19 protein-coding genes and 1 tRNA gene are annotated in these 19383 nt (G+C 47.0%); 14 read left to right on the forward strand and 6 right to left on the reverse strand.

Features of this window, described 5'->3' with window-relative positions:
• The first annotated feature begins 3 nt into the window (after positions 1-3).
• From P2W83_RS11405 to P2W83_RS11425, 5 genes are all read left to right on the forward strand, one after another.
• Positions 4-1221 (forward strand): hypothetical protein, encoded by a 1218-nt coding sequence (locus tag P2W83_RS11405; RefSeq protein WP_276133864.1) that lies wholly within the window; start codon positions 4-6, stop codon positions 1219-1221.
• A 132-nt stretch (positions 1222-1353) separates the two neighbouring features.
• Positions 1354-1767 (forward strand): HYC_CC_PP family protein, encoded by a 414-nt coding sequence (locus P2W83_RS11410; protein ID WP_276133865.1) that lies wholly within the window; start codon positions 1354-1356, stop codon positions 1765-1767.
• Positions 1768-1823: 56 nt separating this feature from the next.
• Positions 1824-2174 carry a heavy-metal-associated domain-containing protein gene (locus P2W83_RS11415; RefSeq protein ID WP_276133866.1) on the forward strand — a complete coding sequence of 117 codons (351 nt, stop codon included), beginning with the start codon at positions 1824-1826 and terminating at the stop codon, positions 2172-2174.
• Positions 2175-2188: 14 nt separating this feature from the next.
• Positions 2189-4438: a TonB-dependent receptor plug domain-containing protein gene (locus tag P2W83_RS11420; protein WP_276133867.1), complete on the forward strand. Its 2250-nt coding sequence runs from the start codon at positions 2189-2191 to the stop codon at positions 4436-4438.
• Positions 4439-4507: 69 nt separating this feature from the next.
• Positions 4508-4888, forward strand: coding sequence for an MmcQ/YjbR family DNA-binding protein (locus P2W83_RS11425; RefSeq protein WP_276133868.1), 381 nt, complete (start codon positions 4508-4510; stop codon positions 4886-4888).
• Positions 4889-4928: 40 nt separating this feature from the next.
• Here the strand turns inward: P2W83_RS11425 and P2W83_RS11430 are convergent, their stop codons facing one another.
• Positions 4929-6206: a hypothetical protein gene (locus P2W83_RS11430; protein ID WP_276133869.1), complete on the reverse strand. Its 1278-nt coding sequence runs from the start codon at positions 6204-6206 to the stop codon at positions 4929-4931.
• Between the two features lie 303 nt (positions 6207-6509).
• On the opposite strand from P2W83_RS11430, the gene P2W83_RS11435 reads away from it, so the two are divergent.
• Entirely contained in the window at positions 6510-7820 is a 1311-nt protein-coding gene (locus P2W83_RS11435) for a porin (protein WP_276133870.1), read from the forward strand.
• A gap of 197 nt (positions 7821-8017) precedes the next feature.
• Here P2W83_RS11435 and P2W83_RS11440 read toward each other — a convergent pair whose 3' ends face one another.
• From P2W83_RS11440 to P2W83_RS11450, 3 genes are read right to left on the reverse strand one after another with little or no spacing between them, the layout of a single operon-like run.
• The gene (locus P2W83_RS11440) at positions 8018-8377 is read right to left on the reverse strand and encodes an Imm63 family immunity protein (protein ID WP_276133871.1); all 360 of its coding nucleotides are present in this window, start codon (positions 8375-8377) and stop codon (positions 8018-8020) included.
• Between the two features lie 31 nt (positions 8378-8408).
• Entirely contained in the window at positions 8409-9887 is a 1479-nt protein-coding gene (locus P2W83_RS11445) for a T9SS type A sorting domain-containing protein (RefSeq protein ID WP_276133872.1), read from the reverse strand.
• Between the two features lie 10 nt (positions 9888-9897).
• A complete protein-coding gene (locus P2W83_RS11450; RefSeq protein ID WP_276133873.1) occupies positions 9898-10809 on the reverse strand; it encodes a T9SS type A sorting domain-containing protein in 912 nt (303 codons plus the stop codon).
• A 128-nt stretch (positions 10810-10937) separates the two neighbouring features.
• Between P2W83_RS11450 and P2W83_RS11455 the strand changes: the two genes are divergently transcribed.
• The 8 genes from P2W83_RS11455 (at position 10938) to P2W83_RS11490 (ending at position 17727) form a co-directional block, all read left to right on the forward strand.
• Entirely contained in the window at positions 10938-11822 is an 885-nt protein-coding gene (locus tag P2W83_RS11455; RefSeq protein ID WP_276133874.1) for a hypothetical protein, read from the forward strand.
• 7 nt (positions 11823-11829) lie between these two features.
• Positions 11830-12534 (forward strand): SDR family oxidoreductase, encoded by a 705-nt coding sequence (locus tag P2W83_RS11460; RefSeq protein WP_276133875.1) that lies wholly within the window; start codon positions 11830-11832, stop codon positions 12532-12534.
• Positions 12535-12609: 75 nt separating this feature from the next.
• A complete protein-coding gene (locus tag P2W83_RS11465; RefSeq protein WP_276133876.1) occupies positions 12610-14601 on the forward strand; it encodes a BatD family protein in 1992 nt (663 codons plus the stop codon).
• Positions 14598-15344, forward strand: coding sequence for a tetratricopeptide repeat protein (locus P2W83_RS11470; RefSeq protein WP_276133877.1), 747 nt, complete (start codon positions 14598-14600; stop codon positions 15342-15344). The genes P2W83_RS11465 and P2W83_RS11470 overlap by 4 nt, the downstream gene beginning before the upstream one ends.
• Before the next feature lie 33 nt (positions 15345-15377).
• Complete coding sequence (locus P2W83_RS11475; RefSeq protein ID WP_276133878.1) at positions 15378-16004, forward strand: polysaccharide deacetylase family protein; 627 nt, start codon at positions 15378-15380, stop codon at positions 16002-16004.
• On the forward strand, positions 16001-16768 hold the full coding sequence (locus P2W83_RS11480; RefSeq protein ID WP_276133879.1) for a TatD family hydrolase: 768 nt from the start codon (positions 16001-16003) through the stop codon (positions 16766-16768). Before P2W83_RS11475 ends, P2W83_RS11480 begins: the two co-directional genes overlap by 4 nt.
• Positions 16769-16796: 28 nt before the next feature.
• Positions 16797-16883, forward strand: a tRNA-Ser gene (locus tag P2W83_RS11485).
• Between the two features lie 136 nt (positions 16884-17019).
• A complete protein-coding gene (locus tag P2W83_RS11490; RefSeq protein ID WP_276133880.1) occupies positions 17020-17727 on the forward strand; it encodes a hypothetical protein in 708 nt (235 codons plus the stop codon).
• Here the strand turns inward: P2W83_RS11490 and P2W83_RS11495 are convergent.
• Complete coding sequence (locus P2W83_RS11495; protein ID WP_276133881.1) at positions 17724-19016, reverse strand: NAD(P)/FAD-dependent oxidoreductase; 1293 nt, start codon at positions 19014-19016, stop codon at positions 17724-17726. The genes P2W83_RS11490 and P2W83_RS11495 overlap by 4 nt on opposite strands.
• Before the next feature lie 37 nt (positions 19017-19053).
• A complete protein-coding gene (locus tag P2W83_RS11500) occupies positions 19054-19215 on the reverse strand; it encodes a hypothetical protein (RefSeq protein ID WP_276133882.1) in 162 nt (53 codons plus the stop codon).
• Positions 19216-19383: the final 168 nt, after the last annotated feature.

Raw genomic sequence — 19383 nt, forward strand, 5'->3', positions numbered from 1 at the left:
CCTATGAAAAAAATATATCTTATTCCTGCACTCGCAATGATCTCATTCGGGTGCAGGAATTCTTCGGATAACACACAAGAGGCGAAGCCCATAACTACGGATACAACCATCTCCTCTTCATGCCCCTTCTTGGCAAAGGATAATAAAGGCGGACTGGCGATGAGCTGGATAAAAGAGCTTAACGATACAGATGCCATCCTGTGCTATTCTGTTTTAGATAAAGAAGGCGATCGGTTTACACAGACCTATGAGATCCCTGCAAGCAAGGGTGTGCATCCCCACGGAGAAAATTTGCCCAAGGTGGTTTGCAAGCCAGATGGTACGTTGATAGCCATGTGGGGCCTTCCCAATCCCAGTCCTAAAAACAAGTATTCCGGGTTGGTGTCATATGCAGTATCAAAAAATGGCGGCAAGGACTGGAGCGAGGCTATTCCACTTGTGAGCGACACAAGCAGTTACGACCAACGGTATTTTGATATGGAGGTATTGCCATCAGGCGAGGTGGCCGCTCTGTGGCTGGATTCGCGCTTCAAAAAAGGTAAAGAGGGTTCTACTCTGTTTTATGCGGTGGCTGACGCAAACAATAGGTTTGTCGGCGAACACCCGATAGCAGAGTCTTGTTGTCCCTGTTGCAGGACCGATCTGTTTGTAGATAGTAAGGGCAATATTCACGCCGCGTTTCGCGATATCATTGAAGATAGCATCCGTGATATGGTGCATATAGTATCAATAGACCAGGGTAAAACCTTTTTGTCGCCTGAAAGGATCAGCGTTGATAACTGGGCCATTGAAGGCTGTCCCCACACAGGTCCCACAATGGCAGAGAACAAGAATGGGTTGCATTTTGCCTGGTACACTATGGGCACGGGAAGCGGAGTGTTCTACAATCATTTGACAGGTGGTAAAACCTTTTCGGCAAAAGAAAATGTTAGCTCACTGCCCACGGCGAAGCACCCCCAGATTTTGGCCACAAGTGCTAATGATCTGCTCATCGCCTGGGACCAGGTAGTAAAGAGCGGCGACGCCGCAAATAATATGGTCCTGGTACAGCGCAGGTCGCCAGACGGTAAGATGGTATCTACCGACTCAATAACGACAGCGGCCGATGTCGCCTATTTTCCTGTACTCAGAGAGTATAAGGAGCGTTCGGTAATGATGGCATTCACTGTACAAAAGGGTAAAAAGAGTCAGGTGTATTATAAAAAATACTTACTTAAGTAATGGCTGCTATGGAATGTTGCCTAAACATTCGGCCGAAAACCAGAATAATATAACGACCAACCATAATCTTATAAGGCAATTTTTTGTTTCGTTAACACATTGAGTTTTAACTTTGTCTTATCTTTCATGCGAATGAAACGACTCATTGTCATACCGGTCATGTTCATCTACCTGCTAGCAGTATCAGGTATCATGATCAGTGCGCACTATTGTGGGCAACAACTGGAGTCGTGGAATGTATACACAGAAAGTGATGGCTGTGCAGACGATACTTGCAGCGACGAACCCAAACAAGAAGGAGGGTGTTGCAAGGATGAAGTAATTACAGCCAAAGTTTCGCAGGATCAGAATTTTGTCGCGGCATTTAAGCTCAAGTTGATTGACAACAGCTTTGAAGCTGTTCTTCCTCAATATTTCGTTTTACCAGAAGCGGTGGTTAATACGGTAGTCGTTGCCGCTAGGGCAAACATGCCCAATGCTCCACCAGGGCTTTGGCAACATATTCCGTTATACAAGCTTCACTCCAGTTTTACTTATTATGGTTAGCACATACTATACCCAATAGTATTGTGTTTAATTATATAACCATTAATAAGTAAATAATGAAACGTTTAATAGTATTTCTCTCCATCATCACTTCTTCTATTTTCGTATTTGCGCAGGAAACAGCAAAGGATGTGGTTACCGAAAAGTATAAAGTTGAAGGTAACTGCAAGATGTGCAAAAAACGCATTGAGAATGCAGCATTCATTAAAGGTGTAAAACGTGCAGAGTGGGATAAAGAAAGCCACGAACTGACCGTAACATATAAACCCTCTAAAACGAACGCGGAAGCCATTCTCGGCAGCGTTGCTAAAGTAGGTTATAGCTCGGAGAAAGCAGAGGCTGACAAAGCCGCTTATAACAACCTACCGGCATGCTGCCAGTACAAAGACCACGTTTGTAACGACTAAACCCTCTCGGCCACATGAATAGATATTTAAGTAAACTGCTATTAAGCAGCTTATTGCTAATTGGCGTGCAGGCTCATGCGCAGGAAATGCGCCAGGTATCAGGCAGGGTTTCCGGCACAGATCAGAAAGGCAAAAAGGAAGAACTAGTAGGTGCTACCGTGGAATTGCCCGATCACAGCGCAGGTGCGCAAACTGATGCCAATGGCGATTTTAGCCTTTCAATCCCTGTAGGTGCCAGCAAGCTGGTCGTTTCTTACATCGGTTTTACAACTGATACAATTGCGGTTGGTGACGGACCGCTAAATATTGTGCTGTCCCAGCCGCGCGCTTTGAAAGAAGTAGTAATTAAAAAACGCAAGGGTCCTACAGAGATAAGCCTGATGAACCCGATAAAAACGGAGCTGATCAGCGAGCGTGAGCTGTTGAAAGCGGCTTGCTGCAACCTGAGCGAAAGCTTTGAAACTACCCCATCGGTTGACGTGGCGTTTACTGATGCTGTGTCGGGCTACAAACAAATACAAATGTTGGGTCTTGCGGGGCCGTATACGCTGATAACCCGCGAGAATATACCTGATACCCGCGGCCTTGCCTCGGTAACGGGGTTGACCTTTACGCCTGGCGCATGGATAGAAGGTATGCAACTAAGCAAAGGCACGGGCAGTGTAGTGAACGGCTATGAAAGCGTAGCCGGCCAAATAAACGTAGAACTAAAAAAGCCTTTTGAGGAGACCGATGAAAAATGGTTGCTCAACCTGTACCAGAATACACAAGGCCGTACAGAAGCTAACATCGTTCATCGCAAACAATTCAACGAAAAGCTGTCCACCAACTTCATGCTGCACGGCAAGTCGCAATGGCTGAAAGTGGATCAGAATGGTGACGGCTTTCTTGATCAGCCGAAGGATAAAAACTTCGTTGGCCTCAATCGCTGGTTCTGGTTTGGTCCGAAGAGCTGGGAAGTACAGGGTGGTGTAAAAGGCACCTACTCTTCGAATACTGGTGGCGAAAAGAGTTATACAGAAGGTACTGAGCAAAAGCCCGGCAACCCATGGGGTTATCGAATGGATATTCGCAGGGTTGAAGGCTGGGCCAAGATCGGCAAGATGTTCCCTAACAAGCCGGGTACAAGCATAGGGCTGCAGCTATCGGGCATCTACCACGACCAGGATGCGATTTATGGGCAGAGGAATTATGACGCCACACAGACTAGTTTCTATTCCAACCTCATTTTCCAGTCTATACTCGGCAATACCAACCACATCATAAAGGCTGGTGCCAGTACATTGGTTGATAAATATGAAGAGCAACTAACCAAGCAACAGTTCACGCGCAACGAGATAGTACCAGGTGCGTTTGCAGAGTATTCGTACAGCCACTTGGATAAGTTTAATATCGTAGCGGGCATTCGTGGCGATTACCATAACATTTATGGCGCTTTCGTTACACCGCGACTACACGTGCGTTATGCGCCGTTCAAGCGCACTGCGATACGTGCTTCTATCGGTCGTGCGCAGCGCACTGCAAACATACTGGCTGAGAACATTGGGTATATGGCCAGCAACCGCAATTTCATTATTCAGAGCACTATCCCCGGTAATCCTTATGGACTGGAACCGGAGATCGCATGGAACACGGGGATCAACCTCACGCAGAAATTCCAGCTCGACTACCGCGACGGTGCCATCAGCTTCGATTTCTACCGCACCGATTTTCAGAACCAGGTAGTGGTAGATGTGGAAGACGCACACGATGTAAGGTTCTATAACCTTGAGGGCAAATCGTACGCGAATAGCTTTCAAACGCAGTTCGATTACGAAGTGATCCACAACCTCGACCTGCGCCTGGCCTATCGTTGGTATGACGTGAAAACTACTTACAGTGGCGTACTGAAAGAACGTCCGTTGGTAGCAGCACACCGTGCTTTTGCTAATGTGGGCTATGAAACCCGCAATCGTTGGAAGTTTGACTATACCATTCAGTGGGTAGGGCAGAAGCGCATACCTTCTGTATACGATCATCACTACATGTCGTTCACCAATGGAGAAATGTCACCATCGTTCGTGCAAATGAATGCGCAGATCAGCAAAGCTTTTACCGAAGACTTTGAAGTTTACCTTGGCGGCGAGAATCTGACCAATTATATGCAGCACATGCCGATTATCGGTGCCATGCATCCTTACGATGTGGGCTTCGACGCTTCTATGATATGGGGACCTGTTATGGGCAGAAATGTGTACGCTGGATTGAGATATAAGATCCGCTAGCGATCATAAAATACATGAAAGGGCCGGCAACAAACCGGCCCTTTTCTTTTTTGCGATTAACTTTACGGCATGGATACAGAAAAGCTCCGCTCTATCTGCCTCAGCTTTCCCGGTGCGCATGAAGGCATCAAATGGGAAGACCATCTCTGCTTTATGGTGGCTGAAAAAATGTTTTGTGTTTCGGGTATGGAAGATGATTCATTCCTCACCTTCAAAGCCAGCGATGAAGATTTTGAATTGCTCTGCGAGCGCCAGCATATCATACCCGCGCCTTACATGGCCCGCAATAAATGGGTAGGTGTAGAAAAGCGTAGCGCCCTCAAGCCAAAAGAATGGGAGCACTACCTCCACCAGGCATACGAACTGATAAAAGCAAAGCTGCCGAAAAAGACGCAGAAAGAAATAGACGAAAATACGCAGGCTAAAAAGCTTAAAAAAACAAAAGGGTAAGCGGTCAGCTTACCCTTTTTAATATAGTTGGATCGGTAGTTTAAGTTTTCCTCGGTTTCTTCTTAGCCGCAGGGAAAAGCACGTTGTTCAATATTAGCCTGAATCCAGGAGACTGAGGATGCGAGCTCAGCTCTGTTGGCGGGTCGCCGATTGCGTGTTGGTAGTCTTCGGGGTCGTGACCACCGTAGAATGTCCAGGTGCCTTTGCCATATTCACCGTGTATATAACGGGCTTCATCTGCTGGTTGGTATTCACCCATAACCAGCACACTGGTCTTCAGCGTTTGTTTTTTGAACGCGGTGGTTTGGCCCATAAAACCTTTGATGGTCGTTGTATGGTTTTGGCACAGCATACTAGGCACCGGGTCGAACTTTGCAGAGAAGGTAAACAGTGTGAAATAGTCTACATCCATCTGTACATGCCTTGTATCTGTATTGTCTATGCTCGAGAACTCGTACATGTACGGGTTGGTATATACCTCAAAATTTTTGAACGCTAGCGTCTTGGTGAAGTCCAGCATTTGCTGCGCATTGCTTGCCGGTGGATCGCCATCGTATGGAACATCGGCTATATCAGTATTCTCTGCTGCCAGCGCTATATCATAGCTGTCCGTAGCCGAGCACATAGCAAACAGGTAGCCGCCGCCTAATACGAAATCGCGTATCTTCTTGGCCACTGCCAGCTTCAGCTGCGATACCTTCCTGAAGCCGTGTTTAGCCGCTATCGCTTCGTTGTTCTTCACGTCTTCCTGGTACCAGGCTGCATTGCGGTAGGCTGCCCAGAACTTGCCGTACTGACCGGTAAAATCTTCGTGGTGCAGGTGCAGCCAGTCGTAGTCGGCCAGCTTATCCGCCAGCATCTCTTCATCATACAGCTTGTCGAAGGGTATTTCGGCATAAGTAAGCACCAGTGTCACTGCATCGTCCCAGGGCTGTTTGCCGGGTGGGGTGTATACTGCTATGCGTGGTGGTTTTTCCAGTTTTATGACGTCTCCGTTATAGTCAGGGTTAGAGATCGTATTAACTATGCCGAGATATTGGGCATCACTCATTACCTGGTAGCTTACGCCGCGAAGCTTGCAGAGGCGCTCTATGGCATCGCTCTGGGCGATGGCAAAGCTGCCGCCTTCGTAGTTGAGTAGCCAATCGGCCTCCATTCCGAGCTGCAGGGCGGCATAGGTCACGCCGTAAGCCTTCAGGTGGTTGGCCTGGTTCTCGGCGTCCATAGGTATGAAGATCTTGGCTGCAAAGGCCGCCGGAGCCGCAAAAAGCAAACCCAGCGCAATATATAAGCCCCTGAATACGTTAGTTCTTTTCATTGTTTATAAGCCCTGTAAATTACAACTAATCACATGCCGAAGCTCTTCGGATATGGATTTTTAACAACTATTTACTATTTAAAGACACAGGGTGTCGGCGGGGCTTTTACAAAACAGTTTTAACTTGAATATTACGGAACGGTTAAGCTTTGATTACGTTATTTCGTATCTTTGCATATCCGCTCTGGTAGCGCCTTACAACTCAGTTGTGACCCCAATATTACCAAATAGTTAAGTCTGCGTTATCCTTTGGTTTAGCCCGTCCCTTTGTTCTAATTTTGCGCCCGAATTCAACAAAAAAGAATGAAACGTAGTATTGTACTGCTCTCTTTAGTGATGATGGGCAATGTGGCGATGGCGCAAAGGTTCCTGACCGATATGATGGATACCACCACGCAGATAGGCAAAGGTCTGTATCCCCTTTATGGTTCGCACGATCGCCTGAAATTTGGTGGTTATATGCAGCCGCAATTTCAGTGGGCCGAGGACAAAGGAGTAAAAAACTACGCTGGCGGCGATTTTGCCCCCAATTCAAACAATCGTTTCATGCTGCGCCGCGGCCGTATCCGTGTCGACTATATGCACATGAACGACAAGAATGAGCCAATGGCCCTGTTCGCTTTCCAGTTCGATGGTTCTGAAAAAGGTGTGGCGATCCGCGATTTCTGGGGACGTATCTACGATAACAAGCTCAACATGTTTGCCCTGACGGCTGGTATGTTTGCCCGCCCCATGGGTTTTGAAGCAAACTATTCATCGTCTGAACGTGAAAGCCCTGAACGTGGCCGTATGTCGCAGATACTGATGAAGACAGAGCGTGACCTTGGTATGATGGGTACCTTTGAGCCGCGCAAAGGCCAGAACTTCCGTTGGTTAAAAGTAGACCTCGGCGTATTCAATGGCCAGGGCCTTGCCGGACCGGCTGAGTATGACAGCCACAAAGACGTGATCGGTCGCGTTTCATTGAAACCGCGTAAGCTCAACAAAGCAGGATGGACACTGTCTGCCAGTGCATCAGGTTATATGGGTGGTATCACCAGCCAGTCGCCATGGATATATGAAGCCAAAGAGAACGAAGGCGTTGTTTCTATGATCGGCGATTCTTCTCAAAGCAATATCAATTATGTAGCGCCACGCAAATACTACGGTGCCGATGCGCAGCTGAAAATACCTAACCGCAAAGGTTATTCTGAGTTCCGTGCAGAATATATAGCAGGTCAGCAAACAGCTACTGCTGCAACTTCAGAAACTCCGGGTACTTACCCTGTGACTGCAACAAACGCACTTTTGCCACTGTACACACGTTCTTTCAATGGTGCGTATTTCTATTACCTGCAGCACCTTGGTGTTGACTGGGCGCAGCTGGTGTTGAAGTACGACTGGTACGATCCTAATACTAAAGTACAGGGTAACGACATCAATGCATCGCGCGGATTTACTGCGGCTGATGTAAAGTATAACACAATAGGCGGCGGTTTTGTTGTGTACCTCAACGCCCACGTAAAAACCTTCCTGTATTACGATCATGTGACTAACGAAAGCACAGCGATCAAAGGTTATACCAACGATATAAAAGACAACATAATAACGATACGATTGCAGTATCGCTTCTAAAACTAAAAAGCCTCCGATAAGGAGGCTTTTTAGTTTTATCGTTATTTCGTTGGTCGTGGATACTTTTTCTCTGCTTCTTTGGATGCTTCGGAATAAGACAAGCCAGCTGATCTCAGTTCTGTAATGTAATCGACACGCAAGCCGCTGTTGTCATCGAATGGATTGCCTTTTAATATTGTCTGGTGTTCCTTCTGTAGTCAATCTTTCCAATCTGATTTTACGCTGCCCATCAACTCTTCTTGTTTCTCAAAATGAACACGCCTTTGATTGATGTTTCGAGGGGCCTGCTTTGCGGCGAATGTAATGGCAGGGTGAAAAGTAACCTCCTTGAGTATTGCATATAACAAGTCGTCTTCATTCAAGGCGATTGTGACAAGGTCTTCGCCTCCACGTTCACCGCTACACATAAGCCTGTATGTAACCCAGGATTTTCCTTCAGCTTCAATATACAATCCGTTGAGAATAGCTTCGCCATAGCCAATGACGGGAGGGACAATTCCGATCTTTTCGGTCAGTTCATTAATTGCTGCCTGGATTTTAATGAGACGTTGGTCCATGATTATCCAGCGCAATGTAAATATTTAGCGGCTAATGCTCTATCAGAACTTTATCTATCACCCTTTCGCCATTCTGCAGTATACTGATATGGTAAAGCCCCGCCGGCAGATCCGTAACTTCTATTGATGTTGATCGGTCCCTTGTTTGTATTTGCTTCACCAACTGACCAACTGCGTTGTGCAGTGTAATGGTAGCATCGCCCGCTGTAGGAAGGTTTACCACCAATTGATCTGATGCCGGATTGGGATAGATATTCAATTCAGCCTTTGCCGACTGCTCTACGTCCAGTGCATAATAGCGATAGCATGGATTCCCGTTTTTGCGCGTGTGCAAAAGCTGGGTGCGGTAATACCCGCCAAAGTTTTTGTCCCAACAGGTGTGATACAAGGTACGGCCAAGCTTTTGTTTATACTGGTAGCCATAACCGCAGGGTTCCATAGTTACCAGGGAGCTATCTGCCTGCATATTGATAGATAAGCGCTCGTAGGCTGGTGCGGTCTCGCAAAACGTAGTATCGAGTGGGTTGTAACGTATGATGTCTTTCTGGCCCCATTCCTCCGGCATGTAGTTCGTATCCAGTAGCAGTGCAGAGTTGTAATTCACAGTTACATAAGCCGGTACCGTGCTGTGCGATGGTGGGAACGTTTTGAAATTCTGTGTGTATGTCCAGCGGGCTATTTTGTATTGGACTGAAGTTGCCCCAACAGTTTTTTCAACAACTTCTTCGAGAACGATCTTTTCCAAATCAGACTTACTAACATTCTCAACGCCGTCCGTTTTATATTCAAACATGTCTCCAACTTTGAAGTCGTAAATGTTCAGGACGTTGGGGTTCGGTAGATCGATAAGGTTGAAATACAACTGGCTGGCAGTAGGTGTGATGGGGAAAGGCAGGTCCCTGTCTATCCAGAAGTCGAAACCGCGCTGGTAAACCTGGTCAGGTTCGTGCATTGGGAACAGGTACAGATCGGGAACCCGCACAAATCCGTGGTTTTTACTAAGAATGATCTTCGTATTGTGCAGCGGATCGTCGCTATTTACCGCCGCGCCATTCCAGGCAGTAATGGTGATGTCCTTGATCTCATCCAACGCGCCAAGAACAGTTGCTGTATTTACAGCCGTTACAGTTGCTGAATAGTGTTGTGCTGTCGCATCATTATAAAGCTCCCAACTGTCGTTCAGCGCCGCCTGGCTTTTAATAACAACTGTATCTCCCCAGTAGTTGTCGAAATAATGCGTCCCGTCGGGGGCAATTATAATTGTATCTCCCAGCCAGCTGCCTGATGGTTTCAGCTTCTGGTTGCTGAGATAGTAGCCGCGCGCTGATTTGAAAGGATACAACACCGTGTTGCTGCCTATGGCCTTGACCGAGTCCACGCGCATGCCGCGCAGGTAGTAGTAATCGTTAAGGAAATAGCGCTTAACTGAAGGCTGCACACACCACCAGTCTGTTTGCGCCTGGGCCACCGAGGCCAATATTATGAACAATAGTGTTAACGTCCGTTTCATACGCTCGATTTTAGTTGATAATAGTGATCTTCTTTATTGCATACTGTTCATCTGCCGAGTACTTAAGATAATACAAGCCATCGGGCAAGTCAAGGTGCAACTGCCCATTTGAAGGGATGTTTTCGGTTCGATATGCTTTCTGGCCTTGCAGGTTATAGATACTTACTACCGATTTGTGATCTCTTGTCGAATTGTTTTTGATGGTAATGTCGCCTGATGAAGGATTGGGGTAGACGTCAACGAGGTGATTGTTTTGCAGGTCTTTGACACCTTCTACCCAATCCTGGAACAGAAAATTGTCCATCATCCAGCCCTCTTTGTTGGTTTGTACACCATCGGAAATAAATGTGAAGCGGTACAGGAATGTATCTGCCGAGATATAACTGGGGTATGTTTTCTGAAAATATGCAGCATTGCGCCAGGCAGACATGACGACATCAAAGGCCTTCCACTCATGAGATGATGTGTCTAGTCTAGGCTTGGGCTCCGCCCAGAAAAAATCATAGATGGTATCCTCTGTCATTGCATTTACCCAATGTAGGCCGCTGTCACCAGATACTTCGATTTTTGCTATTTCACCAGAGTCAATATCGAGTTTGTACATAAACCTCAAAGAAAAAACAGAAACAAAAGGCCATATAGAATTTGTGTGTTTTACAATAAATACCGACGTGTCATTGGTCGGGTACGGGTTTAACGTGTCGGTTGCTATAGCATTGGGGTAGCTGAAAGCCGAATCAAAAATGGTTTTTTGGGGTTTGCCGGTCTGCCATTTGTTGTTTGGATAGTTTGCTGTATCGATAATGAATTGATGACTACATCCACCTGACGCGTCGAGGTTGCATTGATCGTAGAAATACCATCCTTGAGCATTTGGAAGATATGGAAGTAGAATAGCCAATAGAGTAAATAGTTTTTTCATAACGCGGTTTCTCTAAAGTTAATATTTTTTCTTGATGCGTTCCTGTTTTTTACGTAAATTTGTTATTAAAATGTACCAGCCGATAACCCTATGAAAATCACCTGATTTAACCCGGTCAATCAACAACCATGAAATCCTACTGGAAACCTCAGCACGAGGTCTTTATCCGCTGCATGCTAAAGCATGAAGATCTAACCAAAGCATACCGCACAGCTTACCCCAAAGCCCAAACTGCATCTGCCAGGGTAGGAGGTATTCGTTTATTCGCTTATCCACATATCCGGCAGCGCATTGAGCCCATACTGAAACAACGCCGTGAAGAATCACACAAAAAAGCGTTGGAAGAAGGCGCAAAAAGAGAGCGAAAAGCACGTGAGCGGCGACTGGAAATTCGTGCAGTTCTTTATAAAGTGATAATGAAAGAGTTGCGCAGGAAACGCGTATTCATCGTCAAAGGTCAATCAGTGATCGTTGATGATGACCCGCCTATTAGCACCAGGCTCGATGCCCTTGTTCTTGACCAGCGCCTGGAATCCGGCTACGACAACTGGCCGGTCATTGAACGCCGCTTTACCCGCATCATGGCCAGCCTGTTGCCGCGCGAAAAACGGGAACATTCTGTAACAAATTCATTGCCGGGCTTAATACCAGCAAGTGTTTCCATTTCCCCCTTTGAAGCGGGACGTCAATGCGCAGCATTGACAGGGGGATGTGGTGTAACACGGATTGTTGACATAACCCGCATGGCGCGGACATCCCCCTCCGCCCCCTTGAAAGGGGGGACTGGGGATATCTTGAAATTTTCGAAACAACCGAGCGTCGACGAGCTAGTGAATGCCTTTGAAGAGAGATTAATTCAGAAACAATCTGTAACAAAAGCCCGCGCAAAGCCGGCGCAGACGCATTCTGCGGCCTATACCAAAGCAAGTGTTCAAAGAGCAGTTGTGACAAAAGCTATATACGTGCAAGCTTCCCCGCCGCCAGATGTTGGTTTTTCATCAAAATCCGTATAATTGCGCCATGCCATATGCCATCATAACAGGAGCCACGCAAGGAATAGGCAAGGCCGTAGCAGAGAAACTATTGTCGCACGGTTTTTCGGTAGCTATCTGCGCCCGCAGCCACAATGACCTGCACGCGGTAGAGACTGAATGGAAGCAGCGCTTTCCCTCGGCACAGATCATCGCCCACCGCGCCGACCTGTCCGTAAAGCAGGATGTGCTGTCGTTTGCCCGCCAGGTGCTGGAGCGTTTCCCGGTTATTGATGTGCTGGTGAACAATGCAGGCCTGTTCTTCCCGGGTACCCTCATCGGCGAACCAGAGGGTCATATGGAAACCCTGATGAATGTCAACTTCTTCAGCGCTTACCACCTTACCCGCCAGGTAGTACCCGCCATGCAGAAAAACAAAAGCGGACACATATTTAATATGTGTTCGGTTGCCAGCCTGAAGGCCTATCCTAACGGCGGTGCCTACGGTATCACCAAATATGCGTTGCTTGGCTTCAGCGACAACCTTCGTATTGAGCTGATGCCCGATAATATCAAAGTGACAGCTATCTGCCCGGGAGCCACCCAAAGCCGCTCGTGGGAAGGAGCAGGAATACCTGCAGAACGCATGATGGAAGCCAATGACGTTGCCGAAATTGTATGGTCTGCTTATAGCCTCAGTGCCGCAGCTAATGTTGAAACCATAGTTATGAGGCCAATTAAAGGAGATATATAAACATTTTTAACTTAGTTTTAGCAGTGCACCCTTACCCACGGCAAAGCGTTCAAGCTAATTTTGTAGTCACCCAAAATGACACGCAATAGTAACATGTGGCGGTTTAGTATTGTATTGGTGCTGTTGTTTACAGCATGTAAAACCGTATTAGCCCAAAACGTGGTATTCACTACGAATGCCAGCGCAGAGAGGATAGGAGCAGACGATCAGTTGCAGATCAGTTATACTATCCAGGATGCACAAAACCTGCAAACCATTAACCCACAGGGACTCACAAAAGATTTTCGCATACTGGGCGGACCATACCAGTCCAACAACAGCCAGGTATCGTATGCCAATGGCCAGATGCAGCAAACTACCAGCATTTCTATTACTTACGTAGTGCAGGCAAGGCACACCGGCCGTTTAGTTATACCCGGCGCCGTTGCCAAAGATGCCGACGGACATACTTATCAATCAAATAACCTGGCCGTGCAGGTAGTACAGGGTTCATTGCAGCCTCGCCGCCAGCAGGCGATGCAGGCCTACGATCCGTTTACCGACGATCCGTTCACAGCCATGATGCAACAGCGCCAGCGCCAGTTGCAGGCAATGCGCCAACAGCAACAGCAGCAGCAACAACAACCGCAGGCTGCCACTAAAGATGTTGACCTCAGCAAAGACCTGTTCATTCGCGTGGCAGTAGATAAGAGTAAAGTACATGTGGGTGAGCAGATAACAGCCAGCTACAAACTGTATGCACGCCTGCCGATGAATGTGAGCATATCCAAGCTGCCTTCGCTCAATGGCTTCTGGACGCAGGATTTCGATATCCCAAGGAATAATCCAAAGCCTACCGAAGAGATCGTGAACGGCAAGAAATACCAGGTGTTCCTGCTGAAAAAATCGGCACTGTTCCCGCAGCAAACCGGTACGCTTGAGCTTGACCCTGCCGAAGCTGAGGGTGTAGCGCGTATAGTACAGCAGGTAAAACAGCGCAATCCGTTTGCCGATTATTTTGACGATCCGTTTGGCTTTGGTAGCATGATGATGAACGACCCGTTCTTCAACGATGATTTCTTCAACAGCGTTGCCTACCGTGATGTGAAGGTGAAACTGAAAAGCACACCGGTGAAAGTAACAGTTACACCGCTGCCTGAAAAAGACAAACCAGCAGATTATGGCGGTGCTGTGGGCAACTTTACCGTAAGTGCCAAGACCGATAAAACACAGCTCACTACCGACGATGTACTGAATTTCAAAATGACCATCACGGGCAGTGGTAACCTTAAGCTGATAGAGGCGCCAAAACTGAACCTGCCCAATGGCCTGAGCGCTTTTGATCCGCAAATAATAGATACGGTCACTGGCCGCAGTACTACCATCAGCGGCTCCAAGATCATTACCTATGCTATTTCCGCCAATACCCCCGGCGATTACGAGATACCATCAGTTCCATTCACTTATTTCAATCCACAGTCGGGTGCTTATGTAACATTGAATACGCAACCAGTAAAGGTGCGTGTGACGCAGGGCAAGAACAAACCATCTAACCGCAATACTCAGCTTGCCGATATTCATGACATCGACAAAAAGCCGTTGAACAACATTGGCTATGATAGCAAGCCCCTGTTCTTTACTGCAGGTTACTGGTCAATGTATGCAGCTCCATTGTTTGCATTCCTGGGACTGCTGGTATGGAGGAGGAGAGAAGATGAACTGTCGAAAGACGTGGTGGCGCTGAAGAACAGGCGTGCTAATAAAGTAGCCCTCAAACGACTGGGTACTGCGCAGAAGCTGTTGCAGCAAAACAATGCAAAACAGTTCTATGAAGAAGTATCAAAAGCCATCTGGCTCTACCTGAGCGATAAGCTAAATATCCCGTTGTCGGAACTGAGCCGTGAACGCGCGCAGGAAGCCCTGCAGGCAAGAAAGATACCTTTAGAACTACAACAAGATGCAGAGCGGGTTATAGACCAATGCGAGACCTCGCTGTATGCACCGAATATGAGTGGCAGCGCGCAGATGTCGCAGACGTATCAGCAGGCGGTAGATGTTATCAGTAAACTGGAGGAGGTATTCAAATGAGACTCATAGCACTATTGTGTATCCTGCTTGGTTCGCTCAGTGTCTCGGCAAAGTCTGACTATTTTGAACAGCTGTGGCAGAAAGGCAATAGCTATTATGCACAAAAGCAGTACGATAGCGCCGCAGCATATTTTGAGAAGCTGGTAGCCGAGAAGCCAACTAAAGCTGAGATCTATTACAACCTCGGCAACGCTTATTACAGGCTCAACCAAATTGGTCTTGCCGTACTCAACTATGAGCGTGCGCTCCAGTTAGATCCTTCTAATAATACGGCGAAAGATAACCTGGCACTCACACAAGCCCGCATCAGCAACCGCATACAGGCCTCTCCCGATATCTTCTTTGTAAGCTGGTGGAAGGCGCTGACAAGTGGCAACAAGGCCGGTGCATGGGCAATTGTCTCACTTACACTCTTTATAGCGTTTATAGCTCTGCTGTTAGCACGTCGTTTCGGTAAACTGCAAATGATGCCCGTGCAGGTAGTAGGTATTACTGCAGCAATCTGGGCAGTATGCCTGGTGTTTTCATTCTTTGCGGCCCAGCGCAATGCTGATAGTGGACAGGCGGTAGTAATGCAAAACGATGCGCCGCTATATGCCGATCCACGCGCGGGCAAATCGCAAAGTCTCATCCCTGAAGGCACGACAGTAAGATGGAAGGGCTCCACGTCAGGATGGGTAGAAGTATCGTTGCCTGATGGTCGCACTGGCTGGATGAAGCAAGCCCAGCTGGAAAGAATCTGATATGGTATGGAAAAGTTTTAGGAGGTTTGCACTATGGCATATTCAGTAAAAACGCCATGGTGGCTCAGGAGTGTCTATGGCAAGCAGGTCTGGCGTATGCCCAAAGAAGACCAGCCAGCAGTTTACCTCACCTTCGACGATGGGCCGCATCCAACAGCTACACCTTTCGTGCTGGATCAACTGAAACAGTATGGGGCGAAAGCGACGTTTTTTTGCATCGGTAAGAATATTGAGGAGTTCCCGGACATCTATCAGCGGATATTGGATGAAGGGCATACAGTGGGTAATCATACGCAAAACCACGTCAATGGCTGGAAGACTGATACAGAAGCCTACCTCGATGATGTAAAGCAAGCAACCAAACATATAAAGAGCAAGTTGTTCAGACCTCCGTATGGAAGGATATCCAGAGTGCAGTCCAACTTTATGATACAGGCCGGCTGGAAGATCATTATGTGGGATGTGCTGAGCGGCGATTTTGACTTGGAACTGACGCCTGAGAAGTGCCTGCAGAATGTAGAGAAACACATGGAGCCCGGTTCAATAGTGGTGTTCCATGATAGCGAGAAGGCATGGGCACGCATGTACTATGCATTGCCAAAGGTTTTAGCATTTTGTAAGGATAAGAACTGGGAGCTTAAAGCAATACCGAACGAATGATACTGATAGACACACATACACACCTGTACGATGAACAACTGGCGCCTGATAACCATGAGATGATCCAGCGGGCTATCGATGCCGGTGTCAAGCGGATGTATATGCCCAACTGCGATTCTACTACCATTGATGGAATGATGAAGATAGCAGGTGAGTGGCCGGAGAACTGTTTCCCGATGATGGGGTTGCATCCCGTGTATGTAAAGGAGAACTATAAAGACGAACTGGCGACAGTGGAGCAATGGCTGGCCAAGCAGAAGTTCTATGCGATCGGGGAAATAGGCCTGGATTATTATTGGGACAAGACCTTCGTTAATCAGCAGCTGGAAGCATTTGAAACACAAATAGACTGGGCGCTGCAATACGACCTGCCCATCGTCATACACAGCCGCGAATCAACGCAGGCCTGTATAGATGTGGTAAAGAAGAAACAGAATGGCCGGCTGAAAGGCATCTTCCACTGCTTTAGCGGTACCGAAGACGAAGCCAGGCAGATCATTGATCTCGGTTTGTATCTAGGCATCGGGGGGGTAGTGACCTTCAAAAAAGCCAACCTTGCGGATGTAGTGAAGAACGTGGCGCTGGATCATATGGTATTAGAGACTGATGCGCCCTACCTGGCACCGGTTCCTTACAGGGGTAAGCGCAATGAAAGCGGTTATATACCTCTCATAGCAACCAAAATAGCCGAACTAAAAGGAGCGGATATAGCTGATGTAGCCACCATTACCACCCAAAACGCTGAAAAAGTTTTCGGTAAGTGAGGGTATTTATTACCTTTGCAAGCCTTCAGGAGAGGTGCTCGAGTGGTTGAAGAGGCACGCCTGGAAAGTGTGTATACCCGAAAGGGTATCAAGGGTTCGAATCCCTTTCTCTCCGCAGATTGAAAGCCCGCTTGAGGGCTTTTTTCTTTTACACCTCTTTTAACAGACCTTTCAGACTTCTACAAGTCATCAACTACCTCTTGTGGCATTGCTTTTGCTTTTAGTAAATTAGGTATAGAAATATTCCGGTTATGGTGTTGAGTGAAACATGGTTTTTAGAAGGTTATCTTGACTTTGAATTGCAGAAGTATCGATTGCTGGCTTATTTGCAGGAAGTGAATAAGCACTTCAATGAAACGAAGCTCTATCCGCAACTGTCTGATATCATCTTTCACTATAATAATCTTATCTCCTTCCGCGATAATAAAAAGCTGCTTCAGGATAATTTTCCGAGGCAGCTTGATGCGGTTAATATGCAACAGCTTGAACTTGTCTATAGCCGCATGCTCGCGGACGATGAGCTGATGCAGGAGCTCGAGCGTATTACTGGCTATGCGCTTGCTGAAATGAAATCAACCATTGACAGTGGTGCGGAAATATATGAGATCGTTGAGAAGCAGCTGCATATTGAATCCGTTGGCATATTGCCGCTGTACAAAAATGAGGGTTACATGCTACTGCGCTTTGGTAGCTACTCTGAGGTTAGGGCATACGCCTATACCGTTACTTTATTTGAGCATAAGGACGCGCGTTACAAAGGCGTAAAGATGAACTATGTGGACAGGTTTGAGAAAACTGTCGCCAATACCTATGAGCATATCAAACGGGACATAATCAGAGCTATTCGCACATTGCCTAATCCTGCGGTTTACTGCATCGAGTCAGCTTTGAACGTTCCCCTTGATGAAACGCTCCTGCCCATAGCTAAGCGAATGCTTGTACGGCAGTTGGCTGCTTAATTATCTATAAGCTGATGGTGCTGCTTTGCCAAATCTATTTGTTTCCTTGTCGGTAGCAAAATAAGCCGCAATGTAGTATCGTTGGTAAAGTAGCTGATAGCCCAGTTGATAAAGATGATCAGCTTGTTCTTTACGCTAAGTATGAGCATGAGGTGCAGGAACATCCAGAACAACCAAGCAAAGAATCCCTGGAAGCTAAATGCGGGCAGGTCAACCACAGCCTTACGCTTGCCGATCGTAGCCATAGTGCCTGGGTTTTTGTAGGTGAACTTTTTTAATTCCCCGCCTTTCAGCATGTGTTTCATATTCTTGGCCATGTGTTTAGCCTGATTGATGGCCACATTAGCCAATTGAGGATGTCCTTTAGGCCACTCTTTAGTTTCCATATAAGCAATGTCCCCAAGGGCGAAGATGTTGGGATGACCTTCAACGCGGTTGTATTCATCAACCTTGATGCGGTTGCCGCGAACAACCGTTTCTTTTGGTATACCGGTTGGAAGGTTGCCAGTAACACCCGCAGCCCATATCAGGTTGCTAGTACGAATGGTTTTGCCATCTTTCAGGGTGATCACGCGCCCGTCGTAATCTTCAACAAGGGTGTTGGTCCATACCTTAACGCCCATGCGTTCCAGGAATTCCTGCGATTTGCGCTGTGACGCTTTGCTCATCGCGCCCAGTGTTGCGGGTCCCCCTTCTACCAGGTGTATCTGCAGTTTTGAAAAATCCATGTCTGGATAATCCCTTGGGAGCACATATTTCTTCATCTCCGCCAATGAGCCGGCCATTTCTACACCTGTAGGTCCGCCGCCTGCCACGACAATATTCATAATACCCTCGTAGTCGTCGGGGCTACAATGCAGAGCATCTTCGAAATTCAGCAGGATGCGGTTACGAAGTGTGATCGCTTCTGTTGTAGACTTCATTGGGTAGGCGTACCGCTCAAGGTTTTTATTACCAAAGAAGTTGGTTGTGCAGCCGGTTGCTACTATCAGGTAGTCATATTGAAAGTTACACTCGTCGGTTTCTACAAGGTTGTTGGCTATATCTACATTGATACCCTTTGCCACGCGCACATGTACGTTTTTTTTGCCCTGGAATATCTTACGAAGTGGGAACGATATAGAACTTGGTTCGAGCCTGGCAGTGGCTACCTGGTAAAATAACGGCTGAAATTGGTGGAAATTATATTGATCTATTATGGTGATATCGTACCCGCTATCCTTAATGTTCCTCGCCAATTGCAGACCTGCGAAGCCTGCCCCTAGAATCACTACACGCTTTTGGGCCATGACTTGATTTTTTGGTTATACAAAACTACTTGTGCTTTCACTGCCAATCAAATAGACAGAAGTTATGCTGGATAGCTAAAAAGCTATGCCATGTCGGTACCGTCTTGTTGTCGAAATCCGCGCTATCGGTTAAGTCGGCAGCAGCTGTATTCGTCGAAATATCGCGCTGCTGTGTTTTCACAGGGTGATTTGTTGCCATTTGTTGTCGGTTTTGAAAGGCAACATCAACAGAATCTTGATAAGAAAATATACTTATGATGAAGTTGTTCCAAAGCGGAGCACTTTTAGTGCTGTTAATTGCAAATATACAAAAAATTAATCAAATATTGATTTTTTATATTCCTATAAGGCAACCTGGTAATCAGAA

The sequence above is a fragment of the Polluticoccus soli genome (genome assembly GCF_029269745.1).
Classification (GTDB): Bacteria; Bacteroidota; Bacteroidia; order Chitinophagales; family Chitinophagaceae; genus Polluticoccus; species Polluticoccus soli.

What these genes read in the sequence shown, in the direction of transcription:
- P2W83_RS11410 (WP_276133865.1), top strand. Translation starts at nt 1,354, where the DNA reads ATGAAACGACTCATTGTCATACCGGTCATGTTCATCTACCTGCTAGCA.
- P2W83_RS11435 (WP_276133870.1), top strand. Translation starts at nt 6,510, where the DNA reads ATGAAACGTAGTATTGTACTGCTCTCTTTAGTGATGATGGGCAATGTG.
- P2W83_RS11420 (WP_276133867.1), top strand. Translation starts at nt 2,189, where the DNA reads ATGAATAGATATTTAAGTAAACTGCTATTAAGCAGCTTATTGCTAATT.
- P2W83_RS11455 (WP_276133874.1), top strand. Translation starts at nt 10,938, where the DNA reads ATGAAATCCTACTGGAAACCTCAGCACGAGGTCTTTATCCGCTGCATG.
- P2W83_RS11425 (WP_276133868.1), top strand. Translation starts at nt 4,508, where the DNA reads ATGGATACAGAAAAGCTCCGCTCTATCTGCCTCAGCTTTCCCGGTGCG.
- P2W83_RS11430 (WP_276133869.1), bottom strand. Translation starts at nt 6,206, where the DNA reads ATGAAAAGAACTAACGTATTCAGGGGCTTATATATTGCGCTGGGTTTG.
- P2W83_RS11465 (WP_276133876.1), top strand. Translation starts at nt 12,610, where the DNA reads ATGACACGCAATAGTAACATGTGGCGGTTTAGTATTGTATTGGTGCTG.
- P2W83_RS11460 (WP_276133875.1), top strand. Translation starts at nt 11,830, where the DNA reads ATGCCATATGCCATCATAACAGGAGCCACGCAAGGAATAGGCAAGGCC.
- P2W83_RS11440 (WP_276133871.1), bottom strand. Translation starts at nt 8,377, where the DNA reads ATGGACCAACGTCTCATTAAAATCCAGGCAGCAATTAATGAACTGACC.
- P2W83_RS11475 (WP_276133878.1), top strand. Translation starts at nt 15,378, where the DNA reads ATGGCATATTCAGTAAAAACGCCATGGTGGCTCAGGAGTGTCTATGGC.
- P2W83_RS11405 (WP_276133864.1), top strand. Translation starts at nt 4, where the DNA reads ATGAAAAAAATATATCTTATTCCTGCACTCGCAATGATCTCATTCGGG.
- P2W83_RS11480 (WP_276133879.1), top strand. Translation starts at nt 16,001, where the DNA reads ATGATACTGATAGACACACATACACACCTGTACGATGAACAACTGGCG.
- P2W83_RS11445 (WP_276133872.1), bottom strand. Translation starts at nt 9,887, where the DNA reads ATGAAACGGACGTTAACACTATTGTTCATAATATTGGCCTCGGTGGCC.
- P2W83_RS11450 (WP_276133873.1), bottom strand. Translation starts at nt 10,809, where the DNA reads ATGAAAAAACTATTTACTCTATTGGCTATTCTACTTCCATATCTTCCA.
- P2W83_RS11490 (WP_276133880.1), top strand. Translation starts at nt 17,020, where the DNA reads ATGGTGTTGAGTGAAACATGGTTTTTAGAAGGTTATCTTGACTTTGAA.
- P2W83_RS11500 (WP_276133882.1), bottom strand. Translation starts at nt 19,215, where the DNA reads ATGGCAACAAATCACCCTGTGAAAACACAGCAGCGCGATATTTCGACG.
- P2W83_RS11470 (WP_276133877.1), top strand. Translation starts at nt 14,598, where the DNA reads ATGAGACTCATAGCACTATTGTGTATCCTGCTTGGTTCGCTCAGTGTC.
- P2W83_RS11415 (WP_276133866.1), top strand. Translation starts at nt 1,824, where the DNA reads ATGAAACGTTTAATAGTATTTCTCTCCATCATCACTTCTTCTATTTTC.
- P2W83_RS11495 (WP_276133881.1), bottom strand. Translation starts at nt 19,016, where the DNA reads ATGGCCCAAAAGCGTGTAGTGATTCTAGGGGCAGGCTTCGCAGGTCTG.